General features: G+C 68.8%; 26 protein-coding genes. 21 read left to right on the top strand and 5 right to left on the bottom strand.

Annotated elements, in window-relative coordinates; genetic code table 11:
• Positions 1–247: helix-turn-helix domain-containing protein (locus tag OVY01_RS21575; protein ID WP_267849665.1), on the bottom strand; the 247-nt coding region annotated here is incomplete at its 3' end.
• A 112-nt stretch (positions 248–359) separates the two neighbouring features.
• On the opposite strand from OVY01_RS21575, the gene OVY01_RS21580 reads away from it, so the two are divergent.
• Both OVY01_RS21580 and OVY01_RS21585 read left to right on the top strand, forming a co-directional pair.
• On the top strand, positions 360–833 hold the full coding sequence (locus OVY01_RS21580) for a class I SAM-dependent methyltransferase (RefSeq protein WP_267849666.1): 474 nt from the start codon (positions 360–362) through the stop codon (positions 831–833).
• Positions 834–884: 51 nt separating this feature from the next.
• A complete protein-coding gene (locus OVY01_RS21585) occupies positions 885–1415 on the top strand; it encodes a MarR family winged helix-turn-helix transcriptional regulator (protein ID WP_267849667.1) in 531 nt (176 codons plus the stop codon).
• A 90-nt stretch (positions 1416–1505) separates the two neighbouring features.
• Here the strand turns inward: OVY01_RS21585 and OVY01_RS21590 are convergent, their stop codons facing one another.
• From OVY01_RS21590 to OVY01_RS21605, 4 genes are all read right to left on the bottom strand, one after another.
• A complete protein-coding gene (locus OVY01_RS21590) occupies positions 1506–2561 on the bottom strand; it encodes a glycosyltransferase family 4 protein (RefSeq protein ID WP_267849668.1) in 1056 nt (351 codons plus the stop codon).
• Between the two features lie 401 nt (positions 2562–2962).
• Positions 2963–3733, bottom strand: a complete 771-nt coding sequence (locus OVY01_RS21595; RefSeq protein WP_267849669.1) for a ferredoxin--NADP reductase — start codon at positions 3731–3733, stop codon at positions 2963–2965.
• Between the two features lie 100 nt (positions 3734–3833).
• Positions 3834–4616, bottom strand: a complete 783-nt coding sequence (locus OVY01_RS21600; protein ID WP_267849670.1) for an endonuclease/exonuclease/phosphatase family protein — start codon at positions 4614–4616, stop codon at positions 3834–3836.
• 97 nt (positions 4617–4713) lie between these two features.
• Positions 4714–5262, bottom strand: coding sequence for a hypothetical protein (locus OVY01_RS21605; protein WP_267849671.1), 549 nt, complete (start codon positions 5260–5262; stop codon positions 4714–4716).
• Between the two features lie 426 nt (positions 5263–5688).
• Here OVY01_RS21605 and OVY01_RS21610 point away from each other — a divergent pair, with 426 nt between their 5' ends.
• From OVY01_RS21610 to sctV, 19 genes are all read left to right on the top strand, one after another.
• Complete coding sequence (locus OVY01_RS21610) at positions 5689–7161, top strand: serine/threonine-protein kinase (protein WP_267849672.1); 1473 nt, start codon at positions 5689–5691, stop codon at positions 7159–7161.
• Between the two features lie 33 nt (positions 7162–7194).
• Complete coding sequence (locus tag OVY01_RS21615) at positions 7195–7434, top strand: EscF/YscF/HrpA family type III secretion system needle major subunit (RefSeq protein WP_267849673.1); 240 nt, start codon at positions 7195–7197, stop codon at positions 7432–7434.
• 11 nt (positions 7435–7445) lie between these two features.
• Positions 7446–8048 carry an RNA polymerase sigma factor gene (locus tag OVY01_RS21620; RefSeq protein WP_267849674.1) on the top strand — a complete coding sequence of 201 codons (603 nt, stop codon included), beginning with the start codon at positions 7446–7448 and terminating at the stop codon, positions 8046–8048.
• A gap of 12 nt (positions 8049–8060) precedes the next feature.
• Entirely contained in the window at positions 8061–8483 is a 423-nt protein-coding gene (gene sctI, locus OVY01_RS21625; RefSeq protein WP_267849675.1) for a type III secretion system inner rod subunit SctI, read from the top strand.
• The gene (locus tag OVY01_RS21630) at positions 8484–9395 is read left to right on the top strand and encodes a hypothetical protein (RefSeq protein ID WP_267849676.1); all 912 of its coding nucleotides are present in this window, start codon (positions 8484–8486) and stop codon (positions 9393–9395) included.
• Between the two features lie 13 nt (positions 9396–9408).
• Positions 9409–10056, top strand: a complete 648-nt coding sequence (locus tag OVY01_RS21635) for a hypothetical protein (RefSeq protein ID WP_267849677.1) — start codon at positions 9409–9411, stop codon at positions 10054–10056.
• Positions 10044–10700 (top strand): HrpE/YscL family type III secretion apparatus protein, encoded by a 657-nt coding sequence (locus OVY01_RS21640; RefSeq protein ID WP_267849678.1) that lies wholly within the window; start codon positions 10044–10046, stop codon positions 10698–10700. The genes OVY01_RS21635 and OVY01_RS21640 overlap by 13 nt, the downstream gene beginning before the upstream one ends.
• Positions 10691–12040, top strand: a complete 1350-nt coding sequence (locus OVY01_RS21645; protein ID WP_267849679.1) for a FliI/YscN family ATPase — start codon at positions 10691–10693, stop codon at positions 12038–12040. Before OVY01_RS21640 ends, OVY01_RS21645 begins: the two co-directional genes overlap by 10 nt.
• Positions 12007–12462, top strand: a complete 456-nt coding sequence (locus OVY01_RS21650) for a hypothetical protein (RefSeq protein ID WP_267849680.1) — start codon at positions 12007–12009, stop codon at positions 12460–12462. Before OVY01_RS21645 ends, OVY01_RS21650 begins: the two co-directional genes overlap by 34 nt.
• A 44-nt stretch (positions 12463–12506) precedes the next feature.
• On the top strand, positions 12507–13484 hold the full coding sequence (locus OVY01_RS21655) for a hypothetical protein (protein ID WP_267849681.1): 978 nt from the start codon (positions 12507–12509) through the stop codon (positions 13482–13484).
• Positions 13477–14811 carry a hypothetical protein gene (locus tag OVY01_RS21660; protein ID WP_267849682.1) on the top strand — a complete coding sequence of 445 codons (1335 nt, stop codon included), beginning with the start codon at positions 13477–13479 and terminating at the stop codon, positions 14809–14811. The genes OVY01_RS21655 and OVY01_RS21660 overlap by 8 nt, the downstream gene beginning before the upstream one ends.
• Positions 14812–14834: 23 nt before the next feature.
• Positions 14835–15179 (top strand): FliM/FliN family flagellar motor switch protein, encoded by a 345-nt coding sequence (locus tag OVY01_RS21665; RefSeq protein ID WP_267849683.1) that lies wholly within the window; start codon positions 14835–14837, stop codon positions 15177–15179.
• Between the two features lie 148 nt (positions 15180–15327).
• Positions 15328–15981, top strand: coding sequence for a type III secretion system export apparatus subunit SctR (sctR, locus tag OVY01_RS21670; RefSeq protein WP_267849684.1), 654 nt, complete (start codon positions 15328–15330; stop codon positions 15979–15981).
• A 15-nt stretch (positions 15982–15996) separates the two neighbouring features.
• A complete protein-coding gene (gene sctS / locus OVY01_RS21675) occupies positions 15997–16272 on the top strand; it encodes a type III secretion system export apparatus subunit SctS (RefSeq protein ID WP_267849685.1) in 276 nt (91 codons plus the stop codon).
• On the top strand, positions 16269–17093 hold the full coding sequence (sctT, locus tag OVY01_RS21680; RefSeq protein ID WP_267849686.1) for a type III secretion system export apparatus subunit SctT: 825 nt from the start codon (positions 16269–16271) through the stop codon (positions 17091–17093). Before sctS ends, sctT begins: the two co-directional genes overlap by 4 nt.
• Complete coding sequence (locus OVY01_RS21685) at positions 17065–18129, top strand: EscU/YscU/HrcU family type III secretion system export apparatus switch protein (RefSeq protein ID WP_267849687.1); 1065 nt, start codon at positions 17065–17067, stop codon at positions 18127–18129. The genes sctT and OVY01_RS21685 overlap by 29 nt, the downstream gene beginning before the upstream one ends.
• Positions 18126–20066: a secretin N-terminal domain-containing protein gene (locus OVY01_RS21690; protein ID WP_267849688.1), complete on the top strand. Its 1941-nt coding sequence runs from the start codon at positions 18126–18128 to the stop codon at positions 20064–20066. The genes OVY01_RS21685 and OVY01_RS21690 overlap by 4 nt, the downstream gene beginning before the upstream one ends.
• Positions 20063–21292: a TyeA family type III secretion system gatekeeper subunit gene (locus tag OVY01_RS21695; protein WP_267849689.1), complete on the top strand. Its 1230-nt coding sequence runs from the start codon at positions 20063–20065 to the stop codon at positions 21290–21292. The genes OVY01_RS21690 and OVY01_RS21695 overlap by 4 nt, the downstream gene beginning before the upstream one ends.
• The gene (gene sctV / locus OVY01_RS21700; RefSeq protein ID WP_284700968.1) at positions 21289–23445 is read left to right on the top strand and encodes a type III secretion system export apparatus subunit SctV; all 2157 of its coding nucleotides are present in this window, start codon (positions 21289–21291) and stop codon (positions 23443–23445) included. Before OVY01_RS21695 ends, sctV begins: the two co-directional genes overlap by 4 nt.
• Positions 23446–23454 lie beyond the last annotated feature (9 nt).

Here is a 23454-nt window from a genome sequence, read left to right on the forward strand (position 1 = left end):
GCGCACTACCAGCGGTCAATTTGCGTGGCCTTCGGCTTCGTTCACGCCGTGCGCGATACGCCTTTGCAGCGGCAGTGGCGTCATAACACCTGCGCGTCTCAGTCCGGTTACGCGCGAGTTCTCGGCTGATGCTAGACGCGTTGCGTCCCAGCAGCCTCGCTATCGACCGGATGCTCGCGTTTTTACCGCTTTCGATCATGATTGCCGCGCGCTCTTCCGCGCTCAGATGAAAATATCTTTTTTCCATCCCAACACCCTATATCAATATGGGTGTTGCACTTGATGGTTGAGTCTAAGCCGTTTCCGGAACGACCGCCGCCGTCGCCTCCGCGAAGGCGACCGTGGCATTCTCCACGAAAATGGCGACGGCACCCTCGGTGTACGGCAAGGTGGTGATCGTGCCCTTCGCACCGCCGGGCTTCACCGATATCAGGCCGCCTGGCGGTGCCGATCTCGTATTGACGTTCCGCAATGTCCATAACTGGTTGAAGGCGGGTACCAGCGATGCGGTGTTTGCCGCGATGTTTGCTGCGCTCAAGCCGGGCGGGACGCTGGGCGTGGTCGAGCATCGGGCGCGTCCGGGCACGAGCCTCCAGAAAATGATCGATACCGGCTATATGACGGAGGACTACGTGATCCAGTGTGCGCAGGCGGCCGGTTTCAAGCTGGTGTCCCGCAGCGAGATCAACGCGAATCCGAAGGACACGACAGATCACCCGAACGGGGTCTGGTCGCTGCCGCCGGGATTGGCGGGCGGCGCGACCGACCGGCAGCGGTTCGTCGATATCGGCGAATCGGACCGCATGACGTTACGTTTCGAAAGGCCGCGCTAGGCCGACTGCAGTCAAAAGAATGCATAAGAACTTACCGATCAGGTAATTTGCTTGCAGAATTACGGGCAAATAGTTGACAATTCGGCATTCCCGCCTAAATTCGGTAAAAACGCCCCCTCATCGGCCGAAATCTCCTTCATGTCAGAAATATATTCGGTAGAAAATTTCGAACCCAAACGTGCAGTGGGCAGATTGTTGACGCGAGCGCGTCATTTGCTGCTCGAGCGCGTGGGAGAACGGCTGGCGCCGCTGGACCTGACCGCAGCGCAGTGGGGCGTCGTGGTGTCGTTGGCCGAAGGTATGGCGTCCACGCCAGCGGAATTGTCACGGATACTCGATTACGATCCCGGCGCGATGACCCGTCTGATCGATCGCCTCGAAAAAAAGGAAGTGGTCCGGCGTACGCGCAGCACGGACGACCGTCGCTCGGTCAGCCTGGAATTGACGGAGCGCGGCCGCTCGCTTTACCCGGAGATTTTGCCGCTGATCGTCGGTGTCTACAATGAGTTGTTGGCAGGCTTCACCAAAGAGGATGCCGATCAGCTGGAAGGACTGTTGACGCGCATGCTCGACAACGCGTGAGCGGCATCCAAAAATAAAAACGGGCGAGCGCCCGTTTCGAGACTGCCGCGCGCCCCTGCCTGTTCCGCAGGGGCGACTTCCTTGCCACGTTCAGCTGACCTGACGCAGCATCGGGCGGTTTTGCGATTTCAGCATCTGCGCGTAGAGATCGACATAGTTCTGCGCCATCGTATCCGCGGTGAAGCGGCGTTCGAATTCCGCGCGGATGTCCTTGCGCGACAGCTCGCCCAGACGGTCGACGGCTGCAACCGCGCCATACACGTCTTCCACCACGAAGCCGGTCAAGCCGTTCTCGACGACTTCCGGTACCGAGCCGCGGTTGAAGGCGATCACGGGTGTGCCGCAGGCCATCGCCTCGATCATCACCAGTCCGAAAGGCTCCGGCCAGTCGATCGGCAGCAGCAGCGCCTTGGCGCCCGACAGGAAGGCGGGTTTCTGCGCCTCGTTGATTTCGCCGATGAATTCGACGTTCGCCGAGCCGAGCAGCGGCTCGATTTCACGCTCGAAGTACTCCTGGTCAACCTTGTCGACCTTGGCTGCGATCTTCAGGGGCAGGCCGCTCTGTGCGGCAATCTTGATCGCCGTGTCGGGGCGCTTCTCCGGGCAGATGCGGCCCAGGAATGCCAGGTATTCCGGCTTCACGTCTTCGCGCGGCGTCAGCAGATCGCGCGGGAGGCCATGATAGACGGTATTCAGCCAGTTCGCCTTCAGCGGGGCCCGCTGCGCATCCGAAATCGAAACGACCGGGACCTTCGGGAAAGCATTGAAGACCGGCTGTAGTTCGCTCAGGTCGAGACGGCCGTGCAGCGTCGTGACGAAAGGCACGTCCATCTGCGAGAAAACCGGAAACGGCATGTAATCGAGGTGAAAGTGCAGCACGTCGAATTCGTGGGCAACCCGTCGCACCGTTTCCAGCAACAGCGCGTGGGGCGCCAGCGCATCGCGGATCGATGGATCCAGGCGTAGCGCGCGGGGCCATACGGCCTCCAGCTTGGCGTTCGTCTGGGAGTCCCCGCTGGCGAACAGGGTGACGTCGTGACCTTGATTGACGAGCGCTTCGGTCAGGTAGGACACGACGCGTTCGGTGCCGCCGTAGAACTTCGGCGGGACCGCTTCGTAAAGAGGTGCAATCTGGGCGATGCGCATTTGGATGCTCTCCTGGTCTGGCGTTCCGCGTGCACGCCGCTGATTCGCGGGCCGCAGCTGAAACGATGGGGGATCGCCGGAAAAGCCCGGCGAGCGCCTGTTTCGGAAACGTGCACGCGGCATGGTCGTCCCGTGCTTCCCATTATCAACAGGCGCCTGAAAAGTGCGACCACCTTTTCAAACAATTGCGCCTTGTTACACGGGGATACAACCTTGCGTGGGGGAGACCGGAGTGCGTTTCGCGTACGTTCGAAATCGGAGCACATGCTATGCTCGATCGGCGGACCGGCGCAACCCATTTCACCGACGTACGGCGCTGAGGCAAAAATCCGACGCCGCAGGCGTCGTGGCCGTACGCCGCGCCATGAACAGGGTGCGCGGCAGCGGGTACGCCCGCCGGGTCAGCCGACGAAGGCGCGTTCGATCACATAATGACCGGGCGTCGAGTGATTGCCTTCCTTCAGACCGGCGGCATCGAGCAGCGCGCGTGTGTCCTTCAGCATGTGCGGGCTGCCGCACAGCATCAGACGATCGTTTTCCACCGAGAACGGCGGCAAATCGAGGTCCGTGAACAGTTTGCCGCTCGAGATCAGATCGGTGATGCGGCCGGTGTTGCGGAAGGTCTCGCGGGTAACCGTCGGGTAGTAGATCAACTGATCGCGGATCAACTCGCCGAAGTGCTCGTCCTGCGGCAGGGATTGCGTGATGTAGGCCTGATAGGCGAGTTCGCGCTCGAAACGGCAGGTGTGGGTCAGCACCACCCGCTCGTAACGCTCATAGACTTCCGGGTCCTTGATGATGCTCATGAACGGCGCGAGGCCGGTGCCGGTGGACAAGAGCCACAAGGTCTTGCCCGGCAGCAGATTGTCGACGATCAGCGTGCCGGTGGGCTTGCGCCCGATCATCACCGGGTCTCCCGGCTGCAGGTGCTGCAGGCGCGACGTGAGCGGACCGTCCTGGACCTTGATCGACAGGAATTCCAGCGATTCCTCGTAGTTCGCGCTTGCCAGGCTGTATGCCCGCATCAGGGGTTTGCCTTCCACCGGCAGACCCACCATCGTGAACTGCCCGTTCAGAAAACGGAACGACGTGTCGCGTGTGCAGGTGAAGCTAAAGAGCGTGTCGGTCCAGTGATGCACGCTCAGCACGGTTTCCTGATTCAGATTGCTCATGACTTGGTCGAGTGTAAAGGCAGCGGCCCGCGCTTGCGGGTAACGGGGTATTTTACCCGATACGCGCTCCGGTCAAGCGATATACGCGTTGCGCATCCGGCTATTCGAGGCGCAGGCGGGCGATATACGGCAAATGATCGGACAGCCAGGCCGCTTTTTGATCCGCCGCCACCCATTCGAGCGGGGCCAGCCCGCGCACGAACATCTTGTCCAGCGCAAGCGCCGGCGAGAACGCGGGGAAGGTCCGGCCGCTCACGCCCAGCGCCGTGGCCACTTCGAGCATGCCGGCTTCCCGGAAAATCGGCACCGAATCGTTCTTCCAGTCGTTGAAATCGCCCGCGAGGATCAACGGCCCTTCGGGCGCGCCGCTGCTGATCCATTCGGCGATCCAGGTCATCTGCCGCAACCGCGCGCTGCGCGTCAACGCCAGGTGTGCGCACAGCAGGGTGATGACCCGGCCCGCGAAGGTCATGCGCGCCGCCAGCAGACCACGACGCTCGAAGCGGTGCGCCGATATGTCCCAGCGCCCGCCGAGGTCCAGCGGGTGTGGGGACAGGATGGCGTTGCCATGACGCCACGACGGTTTGAAGACGTTCTGGCCAAGCGTCAACTGCATCTTCAACGCGGTGGCGATCTCGGTCGCCTGACAGTGCCACGCATCCTCCGGCGGGCCGTCGGACGGCTCGCCGAATCCGGTGGACGCCAGCGCGGCGGGCAGGCGCTTGGCCATCGCTTCCTGGAGGAATGCGGCGTCCGCGCCCGCCGAGGCGAGCCATTCCTGCATCGGCTTCCAGACGTGAAAGCCCAGCGGCGAGCGGCCCTTGTGCAGGTTCCAGCTAACGGCCGTGAAATCGTTCTTGCCCAATTCGTGCGGGTTTCTCATCGTGATAGCTTACCCGTCGCGGAAAAATTCTGCTGTGTCATCGTCGGATCTCCAACGCGGGCCTGTAACAATGCATCACCCGCCATGCCGCCGTGGTTCAATCGCCCGCGGCCGCGGGTTCGACCGAGGCGTCCAGCCGATAGACCAGCAGCGGATTCTTTTTCAGCAGGGTCCAGTTCGCGCTCTGGCCGCTGGGTACGTCCAGTTCGGGATGCCGCGCCGACAGCGTGCGCGCCTGCGGCGGCAACGCGCAGCCATCCGCGCCCATGCTGGGTCGAGAGGCATCCTCGATCGTCTCGTCGGCGCCGATCTCGAAGCCGATCACGCCCTGCGGATCGACGCCCAGCGGCGCGACCGTGACGGTTCGCTGCAAATCCGCCGGTGCCGTTTGCGCATGGTCGCATCCGACCGCATGACTCACCGAGCGATGGTGCGTGATGCTCCTGGACTGGCCGACTGCGGTGACCGCGCTCAACTGGTCCACCTGCTGGCCATCCATCATCACCGTGATCTGCCAGCGGATATGGGCCGGTGCGTGATGGGGCGTCGTGGTGTCCTGGGCCCGGACGGCGACGCTCGCCAGCGTTCCGGCGGCGATCGCCGTGGCCATCGTGGCGGCTAGCGCAACGCGCGAAATGCGTTTCATCGGACCGTCTCTCCCGTCATTCTCGTTGTTTTCATCGGCATGTCCGTCTGCTCCAGCCGCCGTTGGCGTGGCGTTTCCCATCATAGTACGGCGCAGCGGTTTACACCGCCCGGCGGCCGGCGCTCCTGTTTTTATCGGTTCAGGAGTCGCAACGCCGGCCGGTAAAAGTGCATCACCGCCTCTAAACGCCGCCTTAGCCGGTTTGCGCACGGGTACTTAGCCAGGTCCGGGCGGTTTCGCCATCGCCCGAACGGCCGGACTTGCGCAGAATCACTGCCAGTTACCCGTTGTGCGTCCATGCCTTTGGCGCACCGACCGCGACGGGGGACGCGCTGAATAGCCGAGGATGCCAATTTCATGCACATGTCAGCGTCGCGACCGCTTCTCGAGGTGCTTTCCGGGCCCTGCCGCGGAGCGCGTGCCCCTTTGGGACGGGCGGTATGCGTCATCGGTGACGACGATGGCTGCGACCTGTTGCTCGGGCCGCCGCGCTCGCGCGCCGAGGGCAGCCGTTACGCGTCGTTGCGCGCCGACGCCCACGGCGTCTGGCTTGCGCGTCCGGACGCCGCCGATGCGGCCGCGGCAGAAATGCGGCTGCATCCTGGCGACGACTTCGAGGTGGCGGGCGTGCGGTGCCGGATAACCTGCGAGGACGGCGACGGGACGCCCGACGACAGCGCATCCACGGGCGCCGCGGTGTCCGTGAGCGATCCGCCCGGACAGGACGAAGGCGGCGCGGCGCATGGCGACGGCAGCGGGGACGGAAGCGGAAGCGGCAACGGGAGCGGCAACGGAAGTCTGGCCCGGGATGCGGCCGAGTTCGTGCACGCGCTGGATCGCGCCGGCGCGGCCCATGCCGAAAGCGCGCCAGCCGGGGAAAGTTGCGCCCGGCGGGCGCTGCCTCGGGAGGCGGACGCCGGCCGCCCGACGGGCGCACGATTGCGCCGCCGCGCCGCGCTCAGCACCCTGGTACTGAGCGCCGGTCTGCTGATCGCCGGCGCGCTGACCGACGGACCGCTGTTCGCGATGCAGGGGCGCGACGCGGCGCCGGCGGCATCCGGGGCGGTGCGGACGCGGCAGAGCGTCGATGCGGTGCACGTGCAACTTGCCCGCGCCGGCGTTGCACGCTGGGTCGGCGTCGCGGGGAAAGGCGATGCGCCCCAATTGGTGGTGTTTGCCGACGTCCCGGCGCATGAATCGACGATCCGTCGGGCTCTGTCGAACGCGGGCGTGGCGTTGCCCGTGCAGGTCATGAGCGAGTCGGCCGTGCTTGCGCAGGTCAATGCCTTTCTGCAAGGCGACCATGCCGCCGCGCGCCCGCGCGGGCGCCGCTTGCGTGCCGTCGGCGCAGGGCCGGGGCGGATCCGCATCGTGGGTCTGGTGGACAGCCGCGCCGATGCGGCGGCGGTGCTGGCAAGCCTGCGGGACCGCTTCCCCGCATTGAAAGCGATCGAATGCGATCTGGCGAGCGATGCCGACGCCCGGCAGACCGTATTGCCCCTTTTGCGCGAGCCGCTGCCTGAAACGCCGTCTCCCGAAAGCGCAGCGCGTCTCGTCGCCGCACCCGAGCGCGCCCTGGCGGAGGACGCGTTCGGCGAGACCGGCGCGGGCATGCATCTGCTGATCGATGCGGCGCCGGCGACGCTGGCCGTCCTCGAGCAGCGTGTCGCCGCCGCCGCGGTGGCGCAAAACCAGGTGCTGGCCATCGCACTGCGCGACCCGGCCGCGGCGAGCCGTCACGCACCGGCGCCGCGCATGATCGTGATGGGCGCGCGGCCCTACGCGGTGCTGGCGAATGGCGTCACGGTATTCGAAGGCGATGCGCTGGGCGACCGGATCGTCGCCCGCATCGAACGCGATGCCATCCGTTTGCTGCCGCCGTCGGGCGGCAGCACCTGATCACGCCGCATCATCGATGCAAAGGAGAGACCCGTGAACGATCTCACGTCACGTTTTACGCCCACCCACATCCTGGCCAAGGCGCAGGGCGCGCTGGACGCGCAGGAAGCGCGATTGAATCAGCGCATCGACGCGCTCGGCGAGAAGACCGACCAGGCGACCCTGCTGAAGCTGCAGGTGGACTTCCAGCAATACCTGCAGAGTTACAACGCGACCTCGGCGATCACGAAAGCGATCCACGATACGCAGAGCGACATCATTCGCAAGTTCTGAGCGCCAGACACATGCCAGCGCCGCCCACTCTCCTCGACTCCGCGCCCTCCCCATGTACCGGTGACGAACGTTGGCGCGCGCCGCTCGAACGGCTCGCGGCGGAGCGATACCAGCATTTCTATCGGGCGATATTGCGCCGCGTCGGCAACGAAGCGGATGCCGCCGACCTGGCGCAGGAGACCTTCGTCATCGCCGCGGCGTCGCTGCCCAAGTTCCGGGGTGAAGCGTTGCTGTCGTCATGGGTTTTCGGTATCGCGATGAACGTGATCCGCGACCATCGGCGCAAGCGTTTCGCGCAGCGCTGGATCAGTGTCAAAAGCGACGAAGACGTGGCGTCGAGCACCGATCTGCGGGCGGACCCCGTGCTGTATCCGGACCCGCTCGACGCCTTGCTCGTCAGCGAGCGTCTGCGGGAGGTGGTCGAGGCGATGGACTTGCTGCGCCCGGAAACGCGCGAGGCGCTGTGGCGTGCGGCGGTATCGGATTGCGACAGCGATTACGCCACCCTGGCTGCCGAACTGGGCGTGCCCACCGGAACGCTGAAGAGCCGGGTGTCGCGCGCGCGCGCGCTGATCAAGGCCAGTCTGGCCCGCCTGAACGATGACACTCTTTAAGGAGCCCATGACATGGCGGCGATGACCGAGGGTGTGCGGACCGCCGCGCACGCAGACGCGCGGATGGACGAGGGGGCCGGCGGCGGATTCGACGCGACGCCCGCGCCCGCCGCGCACGACGCGACCCGTTTCGCGCATGCGCTGCACCGCGCGCGGGGGATACGCGACGAACCCAACGGAATCGATGACCGATCGCTACCCGGGCGGGCGCATGCGCTGCGCGATGGCCTGCGCCAGGCGGCGACCGCGCTCGATCGCGACTGGCGGGACGCCACCGGTCTGGTGGCGGCATCGCTGCAAGCCGGGCGCTGGGGTCCGGCCGGGATGCTGGCATTGCAGGGCCGCATGCTGCAGGTGTCGCTGCAGATGGATCTGGCGAGCAAGCTGGTGCAGAAAAGCACGCAGGCGGTCGATCAACTGGTGCGGATCCAGTAGATGGCCGCGCACGGCTCGATTCGCGCGCGTCGCGCCCGGCTGGCCGCGCTGGCCGTGGGCGGCGCGTTGCTCGCGGCGTGCTCGCGGGAGGCGACGCTCTTGTCCGATCTGCCGCGCGGCGCTGCGTTCGCGATCCAGCACGCGCTGGCGGAGGTCGATGTCCCGGCCGCCGCACGGTCCGGCAAGGACGGCAGGATGACGGTCACGGTGCCCCGCGAGCACATGGCGCTGGCGCGTCGCACCCTGCTCGAACAGGGCTTGCCGCGGCCCGAATACCGCAGCTTCGGCGACGTCTTCCATAACGATGGCATGCTGACATCGCCTTTCGAGGAGCGGGCGCGCTACCTCTACGCGAGTTCGCAGGAACTGGAAAACACCTTGCGCCATATCGAGGGGGTCGTCTTCGCGAAGGTCCATGTCGTGATGCCGGAAGCGCGCTCCCTGGTGCGCGACGGCGTGCCCGCTTCCGCCAGCGTGTTTCTGAAATACCGCGCGCCGTCCCAGGTGGCGACGATGCATGCGGCGTTGCAGCGGCTGGTGGCCAACGCGGTGCCGGGACTGGTCCCAGAGCGCGTGGTGGTGGTGGCGAAGGCGGTCGACGATCATCTGCCATCGCCGGCCGCGTTGCTGGCCGTGCCGCATCCGGCGGGCGGCGGCGCGGCGGGTACCGGCTGGCGCGCAGGGTTGTCGCACCTCGCGGCGGTCATGGGCGGCGTGGGGGCGGCCCTGCTGCCAGGGTTGTGGCGGCGCGCGCGCGCGCGGTGGCGTCATGGGCATTCCGGCGCCGGGATGCCGCCGGGTTGGATGGGCATGCTGCGCCGGTTCGCACGACGCGATGCCGGCCAAAGCGCGGACGCTGCCGTGACGCCGCGCGGCGCGCGGCCGGGTTGGCCGGGCGACAAGGCCGAATGAGGACGTGCGCGCCATGATGGATCGACCGCGCGCGCCCCGGGCGCCCCGCCGCGTGCGGCGTTTGATCGCGTTCTATCACGCGCCGCGCCGCTATGCCCATGCATCCTGGCCCGACGCGGTCCTGTCGGCGTTGGCGGACTGTCCCGATCCGCCGCCTCCGCTGCCCGATGCGCCGATTCCGGCCTGCCTCGATCATCGCCGCATCGCGCGCTTCGTCGCGGTGCTCGATTGCATCCTCGCGACGTGCGCCGCGCCTGCCGATGCCCCCGCCCGCCGGGATGCGCTTGCCCGCACCGGCAGCGATGCCGATGCCGCGTTGCGCGCCGACGAGCGAGCACTGGTACACGAGAGCGCGCCTTTGCTGTATCCGCCGGGCGACAAGGCGCCGGGCGACGAATCGCCGGGCGACGAATCGCCGGGCGACGAATCGCCGGGCCTCGTGGACTCCGCGCTGGGGCGCGCCGCCGGCCGGCCCACCGGCACCGACTGTCTGCGCCGCTACTACGCGGCGCAGACGCCCGCGATCGCGGCACGCTTGCGCCTGCTGCTGCCGTATGACGACACGCCGTTCACACCGGTGCCGCAAGGCGCGTACGCGCACGCGGAACGGCGTTTTCTCGAACGCGTCTGGAACTGGGGAACGCGACAATGTTTCTGGTAAATGAAGACGGGACGGAGGTCGCCGCGCCGCGGTACCGGCTGCCGGCGGAATGCAAGGTCATTCCCCGGCGCACGGCGGCACGGGTCCTGGCGGCCACGCGCCTGCTCGACGAGGCGCGCCGTATCGCACGGCGGCTCGTCGCGCGGGCCGCCGACGAGGCCGACGCGCTGCGCGAGCAGGCGCGGGACGCGGGTTATGCCGTCGGTCATGCGCAGGGAATGGCCGATGGCTTCGCGCAGCTCTGCGCCGCCAGCGATGCCGCGCGCGCCGCCTTGTGCGGCGACGCGGCGCAGCAGGAGGCGATTGTCGCCGTGATCGAACACGCCATCGACACGGTCTTCGCGAGTCGGGACGACGCCACGCGCCTGCGGGATTTCGTCGCGCGCGGACTGGCCGCGCTGCACGCGCCGCTGGGTCGCATTCGTCTGGCCGTTCATCCCGCACAGGCGGACGCGCTGCAACCGCTGGCCGCGGCCTGGGCGCAACGTCATCCGGCGCTCGACATCGCCGTGCGGGAGGATCCGCTGCTGGCGCGCGACAGCTATCGCATCGAGGGCGGCGACGGTGACGCCCGGTGGTGCGTGGCGGATTCGCTGCCGGAGGCGCTCGCCGAACTCAAGCACCGGTTGCGGCAATGCCGGTGACCGATGCCTGGGTGGCGGAACTGGCGCATACCCTCGGCGCGCCCCGCATGCCCCGTTTGTCGGGACGGGTGGCGTCGGTCGTCGGCGGCGCGCTGCGCGCGAGTCTGCCGGGCGCAGCGATCGGCGATCTCTGCGAGGTACGTTCGCCCGATGGCGGCCGCTGCGGCCGGGCCGAGGTGGTCGCCATCGACGGCCAGGGCGCGACGCTGCTGCCGTATGGCGAACTGGCGGGTCTCACGCGTGGCCACGAGGTGGTGCGGATCGCGAGCGGCGCGCAAGTCGAGGTGGGCGATCATTTGCTGGGCGGGGTGGTGGACGGTGCCGGGCAATGGCTGAACGCTCCCGCGCAACGGACCGTGCCGCAGGCAGCGCGCGCGCCGTTGATGCGGTCCGCGCCCGATCCGCTGACGCGTCATCCCGTGGCCCGGGCGATGGGTTCCGGCGTGCGGGCGATCGACGGCCTGCTCACGCTGGGCGAGGGGCAGCGGGTGGGAATTTTCGCGGCCGCGGGCATGGGCAAGACATCGCTGCTCGGCATGCTGTTGCGCGGCGCGGCGGCGGACGTCTGCGTGATCGGCCTGATCGGCGAGCGGGGGCGCGAAGTGGGTGAATTCCTCGAGTTCGAACTGAGCGAGCGCGCGCGCGCGCGAACCACCGTCGTCGTCGCCACGGCCGAGCGGCCGGCGGTGGAACGCCGGCGCGCGGCCTACCTGGCGACCGCGCTCGCCGAATACCACCGGGCACGGGGGCGCTCGGTGTTGCTGATCATGGATTCGCTGACGCGGTTCGCCCGCGCCGCGCGCGAGATCGGTCTGGCCGCGGGCGAGCCGCCGACGCGTCGCGGCTATCCTCCCTCGGTATTTTCGGCGCTGCCGCGGTTGCTGGAGCGCGCCGGCAACGACGACCGGGGATCGATCACGGCGATCTATACGGTACTGGTCGAGGGCGACGACCTGAACGAACCGGTGGCCGACGAGGCGCGCTCGCTGCTTGATGGCCATATCGTGTTGTCGGCGAAACTGGCGAACGCCGGCCAGTATCCCGCGATCGATGTTCTGCGAAGTGTCAGCCGCGTGATGCATCGCGTCACCGAACCCCCGCATCGCGCCGACGCCGCGCGGCTGCGCGCGCTGCTCGCGAAACATCAGGATATCGAACTGTTGGTGTCCCTTGGCGAATACCGGCGCGGCCATGACGCGCTCGGCGACGAGGCGCTGGACCGGATCGCCGCGATACGTGCCTATCTCGCGCAACCGCTCGATGCGGTCACGGAGATGGCGCAGGCCCACAGGGAACTGGCGGCCTTATGGCAGCATCCGCAGCACCCGCCCCAATCCTAGCCATCGCGGCCCTGCGCCGGCGTCGCGAGGAGGCGGCGCGCGCGGCGCTGCGGCGTGCGGAGGCGGATTGGGCGGCGGCGCAGCGCGAGGGTGAAGAGGCGCGGGCGCGGGTGGCCGCGCAGCAGCGGGAGATCGATGCCGAAGCCCGCCGGCAACGCGCAACGGATGCGCGGCGATGCCGCATGGCGGCGTTGCAGCGCGCCGCCGCACGGCTGGGCGCGCTGCAGGCGCATTGTCTGAGCCTCGGCGAAGCGCTGGTGCGCTGCGAGCGGCAGGAGCAGGAACGGCGGGCCGAGCTGGAGGCGGCCCGCCAGGCCTGGGCAGCGCTGCGTTTGCGCTGTGAAAAGCTGGATGCGCTGCAGGCGCAACAGGGGTGCGGGCCCGAGGAACGCGCCGCCATGGACGGTACGCACGAGGAATGACCCATCCAATGACGAGTGGGACGAGCGAAAGCAAGGAGTGCACGATGCGGATCGGCAACCCGGAAACGGTTGAGACGAACGGCTGCGCGCCGTCCGTTGGTGCGTCCGGGCCGGGTGGGTGGCATGCCCCGGAACTCGCCAACGCGGGTCCGTGCTTTGCCGCGGCGCTCGCGCGCTGCGAACGGGCGCTGGCGGATGCGCGCGAGCCCATGCGAGAGGCGCAAGCGGCGCGGACCGGTGCGAGCATCGGTGCCGGTGCCGGTGCCGGTAATGATGCCGAGGTCGATATCGACGAGGAGAATGGCGCGTGCCGCAAGGGCGACGCATGCGCCGAGGACGACGCGTGCGACGGGGACGACGCGTGCGACGGGGACGACGCGTGCGACGGGGACGACGCATGCGACGGGGACGACGCGTGCGCCGAGGATGAACACGGCCACCGGTATGGGGACGATCGTGGTGCGTATGGAGCGAGCCCCCCGCCATCGCAGAGTGGGGGGGCCGCCACGACAGCGGCGCAGTCGAGCGGGGCTTCGGCACCCATGTACGCCAGCGCCGTTGCATGCCACGCGCATGCGGTGTCGCTGATGTCGGCATCGGCGTCGGCAGCAGTGCCGGTGCCAGCACCGGTTCCGGTGCCGGGCGGGCGCCACGACCGTGCGCCGGAGGCGGATGGCCTTGCCGGTGCGGCGGCGTCGCAGGCCCGCGGCGGGGCGGTCGCGGGGCCTGTCGCCGCCCAGTCGCTACCGACGGGACGCTATACGGTGTTTCCGAACGCCCCGGGACTGGCGACGGGCGTGGCGATCGACGTTGCCGTGGGCCGGCAGGCCGCGTCGTTCGTGTTTCATGGCGTTCCACCCGAACTGCTGTCGCGCCTCGATGCGCAGCGGCCACGTTTGCGGGCAAGCCTGAGCGGCAAGCTCGGTGTGCCGGTCGCGCTGGAGGTGGAGGGGAGCGACGACCGCTGCGACGCGGACCCGGCGGGCGACGCCGGCGCAAGAGGGAGCGGGGCGCATGCGTGACGCCCACGCCGTCACCGGCTGCGCCGCTGCCTTGTCTGCGCTCCCTTTGCCGCGTCATTCGCGCGCGGAGGCACGCGGACGCGCGGACGTGGCGGCATCGTTCGCCGTGCGCCCGGTCTTCGCCATTCGGGACCGGCGCTATCGACTGACGCTCGACGGCGTGGGCATGCCGGCGGGACGGGGCGTGCCGCCGGATGCCGGGGTGCCGATAGGTCGTCTGCGACTGGACGATGCAATCGTCGACGTGACGATCCCGGCGGCGCTCGCCTGGCGCTGGCTGAACGACCTTGCGGCGCACGCGGCGGATGTCGCGGACCGAGTGTCTCGGGACGGCACTGGCGAAGACCTGATGGCCGCGAGCGCCGCCGAGACCTTGTCCGCGCCGCTCGCGCGCGTGCTGATCGACTGCATGTGCCGGCTTTTCACGCGACGGGCCGGGCGCGTGCTGCGCGGCCTGCCGGGTTCGCCGCCGCGTCTCGCATGGCTTGGTATCGCGGCGGATGCGCCGCGCGATGCCGCTGCGTCCGCACCCTCCGTATCCGGAGGCACGGCATCTGGATCCACGGCGTCCGGGCCCATGGCATCCGGGCCCACGGCGTCGCCCACGTACGTGGCGCTTCGCGTCAGCGCGTGCGGGGTACCTGCGCATGCCGCGCGGCGGACGCGCGACGCGAACGGTCCGGAAAACAGCGCAGCGCCGCACTGCTCGCCGGACCTGGACACGCCGCTCGGTTCGATCATCCTGACTTCTCCGCCTGGCACCCCGGCCGCGTACGCTCTGGCGCGCCTGCTGGCAGCGGTGTGCGCGGATGCCGGCGGGCACGCCGGCGGCACGCCGATCACGGCCGCGCATGCCCGCCGGATCCGGTTCCCCTGCCCGATCGGCGTCGCATCGCTGCGGCTTGGCCTGGGCGTCGTGCGGCGTCTGCGCCGTGGCGATGTCCTGCTGCCGGACGAGCCGACCGCTGCCGCCCCCCGCGCGACGCTGCTTCTGCCAACCGGCGAGCGATTGCCGCCCGACGTGCATCCCGACGTGCATCCCGGCGCGGACTCCGGCGCATGGCACGCCGGCACGAACGAATGCGCCATGGGGGCAGCGACTGTCCGTATCGATGTCGTCACGCATTGTATTTCGCTCGATGCCGACGAGATCGCACAGCGCCTGACGTACCCCACCGGGTACCCCCCGGAATACCCGCTCCCACCGCCGGCCGAACCGGTGCCGACGGTCCGCCTGTTCCTGCAGGGGAGCGAGATCGGCCATGGCGAATGGCTGCATATCGGCGGGCGGCGCGGCGTGCGCGTGCTCGCGTGGCGTGCGCCCTGATATCCCCACCTCGAGACTGCCACATGACAAACGATGTTCCCGCCCCGCCAGGGCCCGACCTCTCCCGGGTGAATGTCGTTCTGCGCATCGAAGCCGGCAGGATCGACCTGACGCTGGGTGCGATCGATACGCTGACGACGGGCGCGCTGATTCCATTGCCCGGGCAGCCGGGCCGGGTCGACCTGATCGCCCATGAGACCGTCGTCGGCAGTGGCCGGTTGGTGACGGTCGACGATGCGCCCGCGGTAGAAATCCTGACGCTCGCGCCCACGCGCGAACGGCCCGCGCACGGCGCGCCGTCCCGCGGCATCGACGTCGTCGACCGCCCTCCGGGGCTAAGTAGATGTACCGGTACGACCAGGCCGTGAGCCTAGTCCCCTCTGAATATTCCGCCCTGCCGCCCAGGGCGGGATGCCGGGCACAATGCGCTCGTTGCATCCGCCTCGCGACCCTTCGTCCGAGTATCGTGCATCGGACCCCGCCCACGCACCCGGGCGGTTGTGAAAGGAATCCGCGATGTTGACGCAGCCGCTCAATCTCACCATGCTGCTGGCGATGATCGGGCTGGTACCGCTCGTCGTCGTCGTCGCCACGTCGTTCCTGAAGATCTCGGTCGTGCTCATGTTGCTGCGCAACGCGCTCGGCATTCAGCAGACGCCGCCGAACATCGCGATCTACAGCCTCGCGTTGATCCTGTCGTTGTACGTCATGATGCCGCCGCTGCACCACGCCTGGCGCACGCTCGCCGACGCCGTCGACACGCGCGACGGCACCGTGGCGCTGGGTGCGTTGCTCGACGCGATGGCGCGGGCGCTCGGCCCGATCCGCGATTTTCTGATGCGCAACGCGGATGCCGCGAACCTCGATTTCTTCATGGCGTCGACGCGCCGTCTCTGGCCCGAGGAACTGGCCGCCGCCGTGCGCCGCGACGATCTGCTGATCGTGGTGCCGGCGTTCGCGGTCACGGAACTCACCGCGGCGTTCCAGATGGGGTTTCTGCTGTTCCTGCCGTTCGCCGTGATCGATCTGATCGTGCAGAGCATCCTGCTCGCGCTGGGCATGATGATGATGTCGCCGATGACGCTGGCGCTACCGCTCAAGTTGCTGTTGTTTGTTTTGATTGAAGGTTGGACAAACTTGATATCATCTCTGATTTTATCGTACGCATAACGAAGAATATTCTGAATGAACGATGAAATCATCGCGTTGACGACGCAGGCGCTCTTTCTCGCGTTTCGGCTGTCCCTGCCGGTCGTGCTCGCCAGCGCGGGGGTGGGCGTGGTGGTCAGTCTGATACAGGCGGTGACGCACATCCAGGACCAGACGCTGCCTTTTCTGTTGAAGCTCGGCGTGGCGGTGGCCACGTTGTTCGTCACCGGCTACTGGATGTTCAACGAACTCGACCGGTTCGCGCAGCGGGTGTTCGCATTGCTCGCGGCCACCGGCCGGGGGGCGGCTTGACGCCATTGCTCGACGCGCCTTTCGCCTGGATGTCCGCGTGGGTCCTGGCGTGCGTGCGGCTGCTGGCGTGCTGGTCGATCGTGCCGGTGTTCGGTCGGCAGTTGCTGCCCGGCCTGCTGCGCGCCGCCGTGGCGCTGGCATTGTCGCTGGTGTATGTGCCGCCGATGCAGGCCGCGCTCGCCACGGCGACGCCGTTCGAATGGGGGCTGATGCTGGTCCGCGAGGTCTGCGTCGGGGTGTGCGTCGGCGTGTGCATCGCCGTGGTGTTCTGGAGCGTCGAAGGGGTGGCGGCGCTGGTGGATGCGCAAAGCGGGGCGCAGGCCGGCGCCATCCTGAATCCGCTTTCGTCGAACGAGGAAGGCGTGTTCGCGGGACTGATGTACTGGGCTTTCGTCGCGTATTTCTTCAGTGTGGGCGGCTTGCGCTGGGTGAGCGCGCTCATCGCCGAAAGCTACCGCGTCTGGCCGCCGGGCATCTGGTATCCGCGTCTGCCGCTGCCGTCGAGCGCCGCGGGGGTGGACTGGTGGCTGCGGCTGTTCGACGGGTTGTCCGCGGCAATCGTGACCCTCGCGGCGCCGATGCTGGTGGCCATGCTGATCGTCGAGTTGAGTCTGGGTCTGATCGGCCGGTTCGCCCCGCAACTGCAGGTGTTTTTCATTGCGATGCCACTCAAGCTGGTGACGGCGTTGCTGGTGCTCGGCATGCAGATGTCGGGCATTTTCATCGCCGTCGGCGCGGGCGGCGGCGCCGACGGCGCGCAGGAATGGATGGACCGCATCAAGGGGGGCATAGGTGGCGGAGAAGACCGAACAACCCACTGACAAGAAACGCCGCGATGCGCGGCGCGACGGTCAGGTGGCGCATAGTCAGGATGTCGGGCAGTTGCTGGGGTTCGCCGCGGCCGTGCTGTTCTTCTGGATGGCGGGCGACCGTCTGCTGGCGGCCCTCGCGCGTCTGCTCCTGCTGCCGTCGCGCTTGCCGTCCGACGCCGCGTTCGGTCAGCGGCTCGGCGTGTTGGCGCAGCGCCTGGGCGCCGAGGCGGCCTGGGCGGTGGCGCCGCTGCTCGGCGCGATGCTGTTCTGCGGCGTGGCCGCGGACCTGCTGCAGAACGGCCTTCTGTTTACGCCCAAGCGTATCGTGCCGAGTTTCAACAAGCTCAATCTCTGGAGCAACGTCAAAACGCGTTTTGCGCTGCCGGCCTGGGTCGAGCTGCTGCGGATGATCGTGAAGACGGGGCTGTTGTTGACCGTGGCGAGCGTCGTGCTGCAGGCCGGTTTCGCCGACATCATGCGGCTGGGCGGCGCGCCGCCGCTGGCGGGATGGCGTCTGCTGGGCGACCTGTTGCGCCCCTTGTGCCTGATCGCGCTCGCGGTGCTGGTGCCGGTCGCGCTGCTCGACCTGTACTGGCAGCGCGCGCAACTGACGCGCAAGCTCAAGATGTCGATCGACGAGGTAAGGCGCGAATACAAGCAGACCGAGGGCGCGCCGGAGATCAAGGGGGAACGCCGGCGGCGCCATCAGGAACTGTCCACCGAGGAGATCCGCTCGCGCGTGAAGCGTTCTTCCGTGGTGGTGGTGAACCCGGTGCATGTCGCGGTCGGCCTGCGCTACGAAGCGGGCGTGACGCCGCTGCCGGTGGTGACCTTCAAGGATTTCGGCACCGCGGTGCCGCGCATCCGGCGGATCGCGCGGCGCTGCGGGGTGCCGGTGATCCGCTACCCGGCGCTGGCGCGCAGTCTGTATGCGCAGGCGACGGTCGACCGGCATATTCCCGGCACCAGCATCGAGGCGGTGGCGCACATCCTGTCGATGGCGCTGCGCGCCGATGCATCGGGCGCTTTGGAGCGGCGGTCATGAACGCAATGCGCTGGGCTGGCCGCGGCGGGCGCGTCCTGCTCGCCGGCGTGTTGCTGTCGGGCGCAGCGCAGGCCGACGTGCGTGCGCCGGGCACGCGCGCCGCCGCGTCCGGCGGCGCGGCCGACGGCAAGGCGGCCACCGCACCCGGCGCCCATGCCTATCCCTGGGGGGCGGAACCCTTCACGTACTTCGCGACGCGCACGCCGCTGGAGATGCTGCTGAACGATTTCGGCGCGCAGTACCAGGTGCCGGTGCGCATCGACCCCCGGGTACGCGGGCTGGCCGACGGCCGGCTCGCCGCCGCCACGCCGGCCGACTTTCTCGACACCCTGGCCGCCGCGCACCGTCTCGACTGGTTTTACGCCAGGGGGCGCCTGCACGTCAGCCGGCGCGTGGACCGGGTAGCGCGCGCGCTCGATCTCGCGGGACGGCATGCCGACGAAGCGGAGCGCATCCTGCGCGGCATGGGCGTCTTCCACGCGGAATACGGCTTCGTGCCGATGCCGCGCGAGCGCCGGGTACTGGTGTCCGGGCCGCCCGCGTATGTCGATCTGCTGGCCGTGTCGCTGGCGTCCCTGCCGGGCGACGCCGCGCCGCTGCGTTTCGGCTTTTTCGCGTTGCGGCATGCGCGGGTATACGACCGCACTTATACGTTCCGCAGCAACACGGTCGTGGTGCCGGGCGTGCAGCGGATCGTCGGCCGCCTCCTCGGCGAACCGGTGCGGGAGGCGGCGATCGGTCAGGAGGCCGGAGACACGGCGGGTATGACGGATCCGGCGGGCCGGGTGACGTCCGCGCGCCTGCGTGCGCCGGCGGCGCCACGCGCGGATGAGCGCACGTCGCACGGGTCCGCCTCTCCCGGGACGTTGCGGATCATGCCGCCCGATGGCGCGCCGTTCGAGGCGGCGGCGCGGCAGGAAGCACAGTGGGCCGCACGTGCCGCGACCGCCGCCGGGCCGCCGGTCACCGTGGTCGCCGACCGACGCCTCAATGCCCTGATCGTCCGCGGGCCGCAGGATGTCGTCGATGCGAGCCGGGTGCTGATCGAGCGCCTCGACGTGCCCGTGCCGCTGATCCAGCTCGAGGCCGTGATCGTCGATCTGAAGGACAGCGCCCGCGACGAACTGGGCGTGGATCTGTCGCTCTCGACCGGATTCGCCAGATTCGACACGGGCGCCACCGGCGCGAATGCGGCGATCGGCGGGATGGGCGCGGCGTCGAACAATCCGGATCCGACCGCACCGACGCTCACGGTGTTGCCCAACTGGCGCCCCTTGATGGCGCGCATTCGCGCGCTGGAGCAGGACGGGCGGGCGAGCATCGTGTCGCGGCCGTCGATCGTCACGCAGAACAACACGGCCGCCCTGCTCGATCTGAACGAGAGTTTCTTCATCCGGAACAAGGGCCGGGATTTCGCCGACACGACGCAGGTCGACGTCGGTCTGATGATCAATATCGTACCGGGCGTGGTCGACCCCGAAGCGGCGCTGCCACGGGTCGCGATGGATATCCAGATCGAGGACGGCGAGATCCTCGGTGTCACCGACGATCAGGTGCCCCGCACCAAACGCAACGTCATCGCCACGCAGGCATCGGTTCGCAGTACCGAGAGCCTCCTGATCGCGGGTCATCACAAACGGCAGGAAATGCGCTCGGAGCGCCGGGTGCCGGGCCTGTCCCGGTTGCCGGTGCTCGGGGGCCTGTTCCGTTCCCGGGAAACGCACGTCGAAAACGTCCGGCGGTATTTCCTCATCACGCCGCGTGTGCTGTCGCTCGAACATGCCGATCTGCGCGATGTCGCCCATGCCGCACGGATCACGCCCGATGTCCTCGACGCGCTCGGGGGGGCGCGCCGTCGCGCGGCCGGTGCCCTCGGTCCGCACGCGCCGCGCTTGCCTGGCAACGACACCGTCGCGGCGGAGCCGCCCATCTCATGAAAATTCCCTTTTCGGCGCCGCCGCCCCCGCCCGCCGCGGCGCCGCTATCGACGACCATCGTGCCGGCGTCGCGCGGTGCCCGGTCGGCCGGCATGCCGTCGCCGCTGCGCCGGCCGGCGCTGCTGAATCTGGTGCGCCTGATCCGTGCGACGCCGCAGGTGCGGGATCACGCCCGCCTGCTCGCCACCGCGCGCGCACTCGCGCGGCAGCGGGGCGATCCGGCACGCGCCGTCGCGGCCGAGTCGAGCGATCCCTTCGTGCAGTTCACGCTGCTTGCCCTCGCGGCGGGCGACGCCGGCGGGGAGGGCGGTGAGGGGGGACACCGGGGCCGGCAACGTCAGCAGGACGCGCCGGGTCAGGGTGCCGAGGCGTTGCTGGAGGCGGCACTCGCGCGGCTCGACGCACAGGACCCGTCGTTGCGCACACGCGTCCATGCGATGAATGCGGCATTGCAGTCTCCGGACATGCTGGCCGATGCCGAGCGCTGCGGCGAAGCGCTGGACGCCTATGTATCGATCGTTTTTCAGGGCGATACGCTGGCGGGGCTCTTCGAGATGCTGCTGGCGCGTTTCGGCGCGCGTTTCGAGACGATGCGCGGCTGGCTGATGGCGGCGCTGTCGGCGGAACTCCAGTCGGGATGGCTGTCGCGCGAGCCGGCGCAGATGGCGGCCGTGCGTCAGCGGCTGTACGACGCGCAGACGCTCGGGACACTGGTCGTGAACGCCCGGGCGTTGCTCGCGCGGCTGCGGCGCGCGGGCCATGCCGCCGTCCCGGACACCGCATCCGGCACGTCGCGCACGACGGCGGATGCGGTGGCGCGGGTGGCGCAGACGGCGACGCAGGGGAAGGCGGAAGCGGAAGCAGAGGCGCAAGCCAATGCGGCGGCAGACGCGCTGCAGGACGCGCTCGAACTGAGCGGCGAAGTGGTGCGGGGGTGCGCGCGCGCCTGGCCCTGCGCGACGCGGTTCACCGAACTCGGTCAGCGTCATGGCGTGCTCGACCTGGCCACGGGCCTCCTCTGGTATGCGGGTCTGCAGCGAATGCTGCAGGCCTTGCCGGTCGCGGTGTTCGCCGGCGAGGCGCCCCGCCAGCGCCTGCTGGACGACGTCGCCCGGCAGCATGATCGTCTCGCGCAGGCGGAAGACGACCGGGCGCAGGACGCAGAGGCGGCAGGCGCATCGCCGGCAGCGCCATCGTCGCCGCCACGCATGCGGGCGCGACGATGAAGTCCGAGGCGCCGTTGACCGTCCTCCTGCTCGCCATCCTGGTGATGATGGTGCTGCCGCTGCCGACGCTGGTGGTCGACGCGATGATCGGCCTGAACCTGAGCGTCGCCGTGCTGTTGATCGTCACGGTCCTGCACCTGCATTCGCCGCTGTCGCTGACGGCGTTCCCGGCGATCCTGCTGATGACCACGCTGTTCCGTCTGGCGCTGTCGATCTCGACGACCCGGCTGATCCTGCTCGACGGCGACGCCGGCATGATCGTCGAGACCTTCGGCCGTTTCGTCGTCGGCGGCAACGTGGTGGTGGGCATGATCGTCTTCCTGATCCTGACGATCGTCCAGTTCATCGTGGTGACGAAGGGCGCGGAGCGCGTCGCCGAGGTGGGCGCGCGCTTCTCGCTCGACGCACTGCCCGGCAAGCAGATGGCGATCGACGGCGACATGCGCGCCGGGCTGATCGATGGCGAGGAAGCGGGACGCCGCCGCGAATCGCTGGGCCGGGAAAGCCAGTTCTATGGGGCGATGGACGGTGCGATGAAGTTCGTCAAGGGCGATGCGATCGCCGGCCTCGTCATCTGCGTCGTCAATCTGCTGGGCGGCGTCGCCGTGGGCGCGGGGCAGCGCGGGTTGTCGCTGGGCGAGGCCGGCGCCATCTATTCGATCCTGACGATCGGCGACGGGCTCGTCTCGCAGATCCCGTCGCTGCTGATATCGATCGCGGCCGGCATCGTCGTCACCCGGGTCGCGGGCCCGGGCGGGGCGACCAGCACGGGGCAGGATATCGTGCGTCAGCTCGTGGCCGACCCGCGCGCCTTGCAGATCGCGGGCGGCGGCGTCGCCTTGCTTGGCCTGACACCGGGGCTGCCGGGACCGGTGTTCGCCCTGCTCGGCTGTGCGCTTTTCGCGTTGGCGTTCGCGGCGCGGCGGCGCGGCGCGGCGTCCGCCGCGGGGCGGCTCGGTCCACGGGAGCACGGCGGCGGCCCGGCCGGGCGGGATGCCGGCGCTGCGGACACGGACGCCGACGGACCCTTCACCGTGCCCCTGGCCTGCCGCTGCAGCACGGAGCTGATCGCGCACCACGGCGCCGCGGCGATAGCGGCCGCGCTCGAGCGGGCGCGCGGCGCGGTGCAGGCGGAGAGCGGCGTGCCGGTCCCGGCCATTGTGCTGCGGCGCGAGGCAGCGCTGGCACCATTCGCGTATCGCTTCGAGCACGACGAGGTGCCGGTGGCGCGCGGCAGCGCCGCGCCGGGCGTCGCGCTGGTCGTCAGCGACACGCTGATGCGGCTCGACGGGCTGGGCATCGCGTATGAACCGGTGTCGCTCGAGGGCGTGCCGCGCCCGGCGGCGCACGTGCCGGAAGCGGTCGCGGTCGACCTCGCGCAGCTCGGCGACAGGGTGTATCGCGGGCTGGAACGGGTCACCCTGCATCTCGAATGCGCGTTGCGCATGCGTGTCGGGCAGTTGATCGGCATGCAGGAAACGCACGAATTGCTCGCGCAACTGGAGCAACGCTATCCCGAGCTGGTGCAGGAGCTGCAACGCCTGCTGCCGGAACAGCGGGTCAGCGAAGTGCTGCAGCGTCTGGCGGCGGAACACGTGTCGGTTCGCAACCTGCGCGCGATCGCCGAGGCCCTGGTGCAGTGGGCCCCACGGGAAAAGGACGTGGTCGTGCTGACCGAATACGTACGGCTGGCGCTGGGCGCGCAGATCGGTCATCAGTGGCTGGACGCCAATGGCGCGATCCCCTGCTATCTGCTGGCGATGGAGATCGAGGACCTGATCCGCGAGGCGATCCGCCAGACCTCGGGCGGCAACTATCTGGCGCTCGACCCCGACACTTCGGGCGAGATCGTCGCCGCCGCGGCGCGGTGTCTGCGCGCCGAACATGGCGACATGCGCCCGGTGATTCTCGCGCCGATGGAGATACGGCGGTATCTGCGCAAGGTGCTGGAAATCGAATTTCCGCACGTGCCGGTGCTGGCGTATCAGGAAATTCCCGTCGACATCGAGGTCGACACGCTGGGCCGGATCGAATTGCCCGCCACGGCGGGGCGGCGCGGCGCGGCGAACCGCAACGAAAACCAGAACCAGAACCAAAACGACGGCCGGGGCGAAAACCACGACGGGCTCGGGGCGATACGGGACGCAGGGTGACCAAGGCGA

The sequence above is a fragment of the Robbsia betulipollinis genome (assembly GCF_026624755.1).
In the GTDB taxonomy this organism is placed as follows: domain Bacteria; phylum Pseudomonadota; class Gammaproteobacteria; order Burkholderiales; family Burkholderiaceae; genus Robbsia; species Robbsia betulipollinis.

Bases quoted from the DNA above. Each gene is read 5' to 3' on its own strand.
- sctV (WP_284700968.1), top strand. From the start codon at position 21,289: ATGAAGTCCGAGGCGCCGTTGACCGTCCTCCTGCTCGCCATCCTGGTG.
- OVY01_RS21645 (WP_267849679.1), top strand. From the start codon at position 10,691: ATGCCGGTGACCGATGCCTGGGTGGCGGAACTGGCGCATACCCTCGGC.
- OVY01_RS21640 (WP_267849678.1), top strand. From the start codon at position 10,044: ATGTTTCTGGTAAATGAAGACGGGACGGAGGTCGCCGCGCCGCGGTAC.
- OVY01_RS21635 (WP_267849677.1), top strand. From the start codon at position 9,409: ATGATGGATCGACCGCGCGCGCCCCGGGCGCCCCGCCGCGTGCGGCGT.
- OVY01_RS21695 (WP_267849689.1), top strand. From the start codon at position 20,063: ATGAAAATTCCCTTTTCGGCGCCGCCGCCCCCGCCCGCCGCGGCGCCG.
- OVY01_RS21655 (WP_267849681.1), top strand. From the start codon at position 12,507: ATGCGGATCGGCAACCCGGAAACGGTTGAGACGAACGGCTGCGCGCCG.
- OVY01_RS21630 (WP_267849676.1), top strand. From the start codon at position 8,484: ATGGCCGCGCACGGCTCGATTCGCGCGCGTCGCGCCCGGCTGGCCGCG.
- OVY01_RS21590 (WP_267849668.1), bottom strand. From the start codon at position 2,561: ATGCGCATCGCCCAGATTGCACCTCTTTACGAAGCGGTCCCGCCGAAG.
- OVY01_RS21580 (WP_267849666.1), top strand. From the start codon at position 360: ATGGCGACGGCACCCTCGGTGTACGGCAAGGTGGTGATCGTGCCCTTC.
- OVY01_RS21650 (WP_267849680.1), top strand. From the start codon at position 12,007: ATGGCAGCATCCGCAGCACCCGCCCCAATCCTAGCCATCGCGGCCCTG.
- OVY01_RS21660 (WP_267849682.1), top strand. From the start codon at position 13,477: ATGCGTGACGCCCACGCCGTCACCGGCTGCGCCGCTGCCTTGTCTGCG.
- OVY01_RS21600 (WP_267849670.1), bottom strand. From the start codon at position 4,616: ATGAGAAACCCGCACGAATTGGGCAAGAACGATTTCACGGCCGTTAGC.
- sctR (WP_267849684.1), top strand. From the start codon at position 15,328: ATGTTGACGCAGCCGCTCAATCTCACCATGCTGCTGGCGATGATCGGG.
- OVY01_RS21620 (WP_267849674.1), top strand. From the start codon at position 7,446: ATGCCAGCGCCGCCCACTCTCCTCGACTCCGCGCCCTCCCCATGTACC.
- OVY01_RS21665 (WP_267849683.1), top strand. From the start codon at position 14,835: ATGACAAACGATGTTCCCGCCCCGCCAGGGCCCGACCTCTCCCGGGTG.
- OVY01_RS21605 (WP_267849671.1), bottom strand. From the start codon at position 5,262: ATGAAACGCATTTCGCGCGTTGCGCTAGCCGCCACGATGGCCACGGCG.
- OVY01_RS21595 (WP_267849669.1), bottom strand. From the start codon at position 3,733: ATGAGCAATCTGAATCAGGAAACCGTGCTGAGCGTGCATCACTGGACC.
- sctI (WP_267849675.1), top strand. From the start codon at position 8,061: ATGGCGGCGATGACCGAGGGTGTGCGGACCGCCGCGCACGCAGACGCG.
- sctS (WP_267849685.1), top strand. From the start codon at position 15,997: ATGAACGATGAAATCATCGCGTTGACGACGCAGGCGCTCTTTCTCGCG.
- OVY01_RS21690 (WP_267849688.1), top strand. From the start codon at position 18,126: ATGAACGCAATGCGCTGGGCTGGCCGCGGCGGGCGCGTCCTGCTCGCC.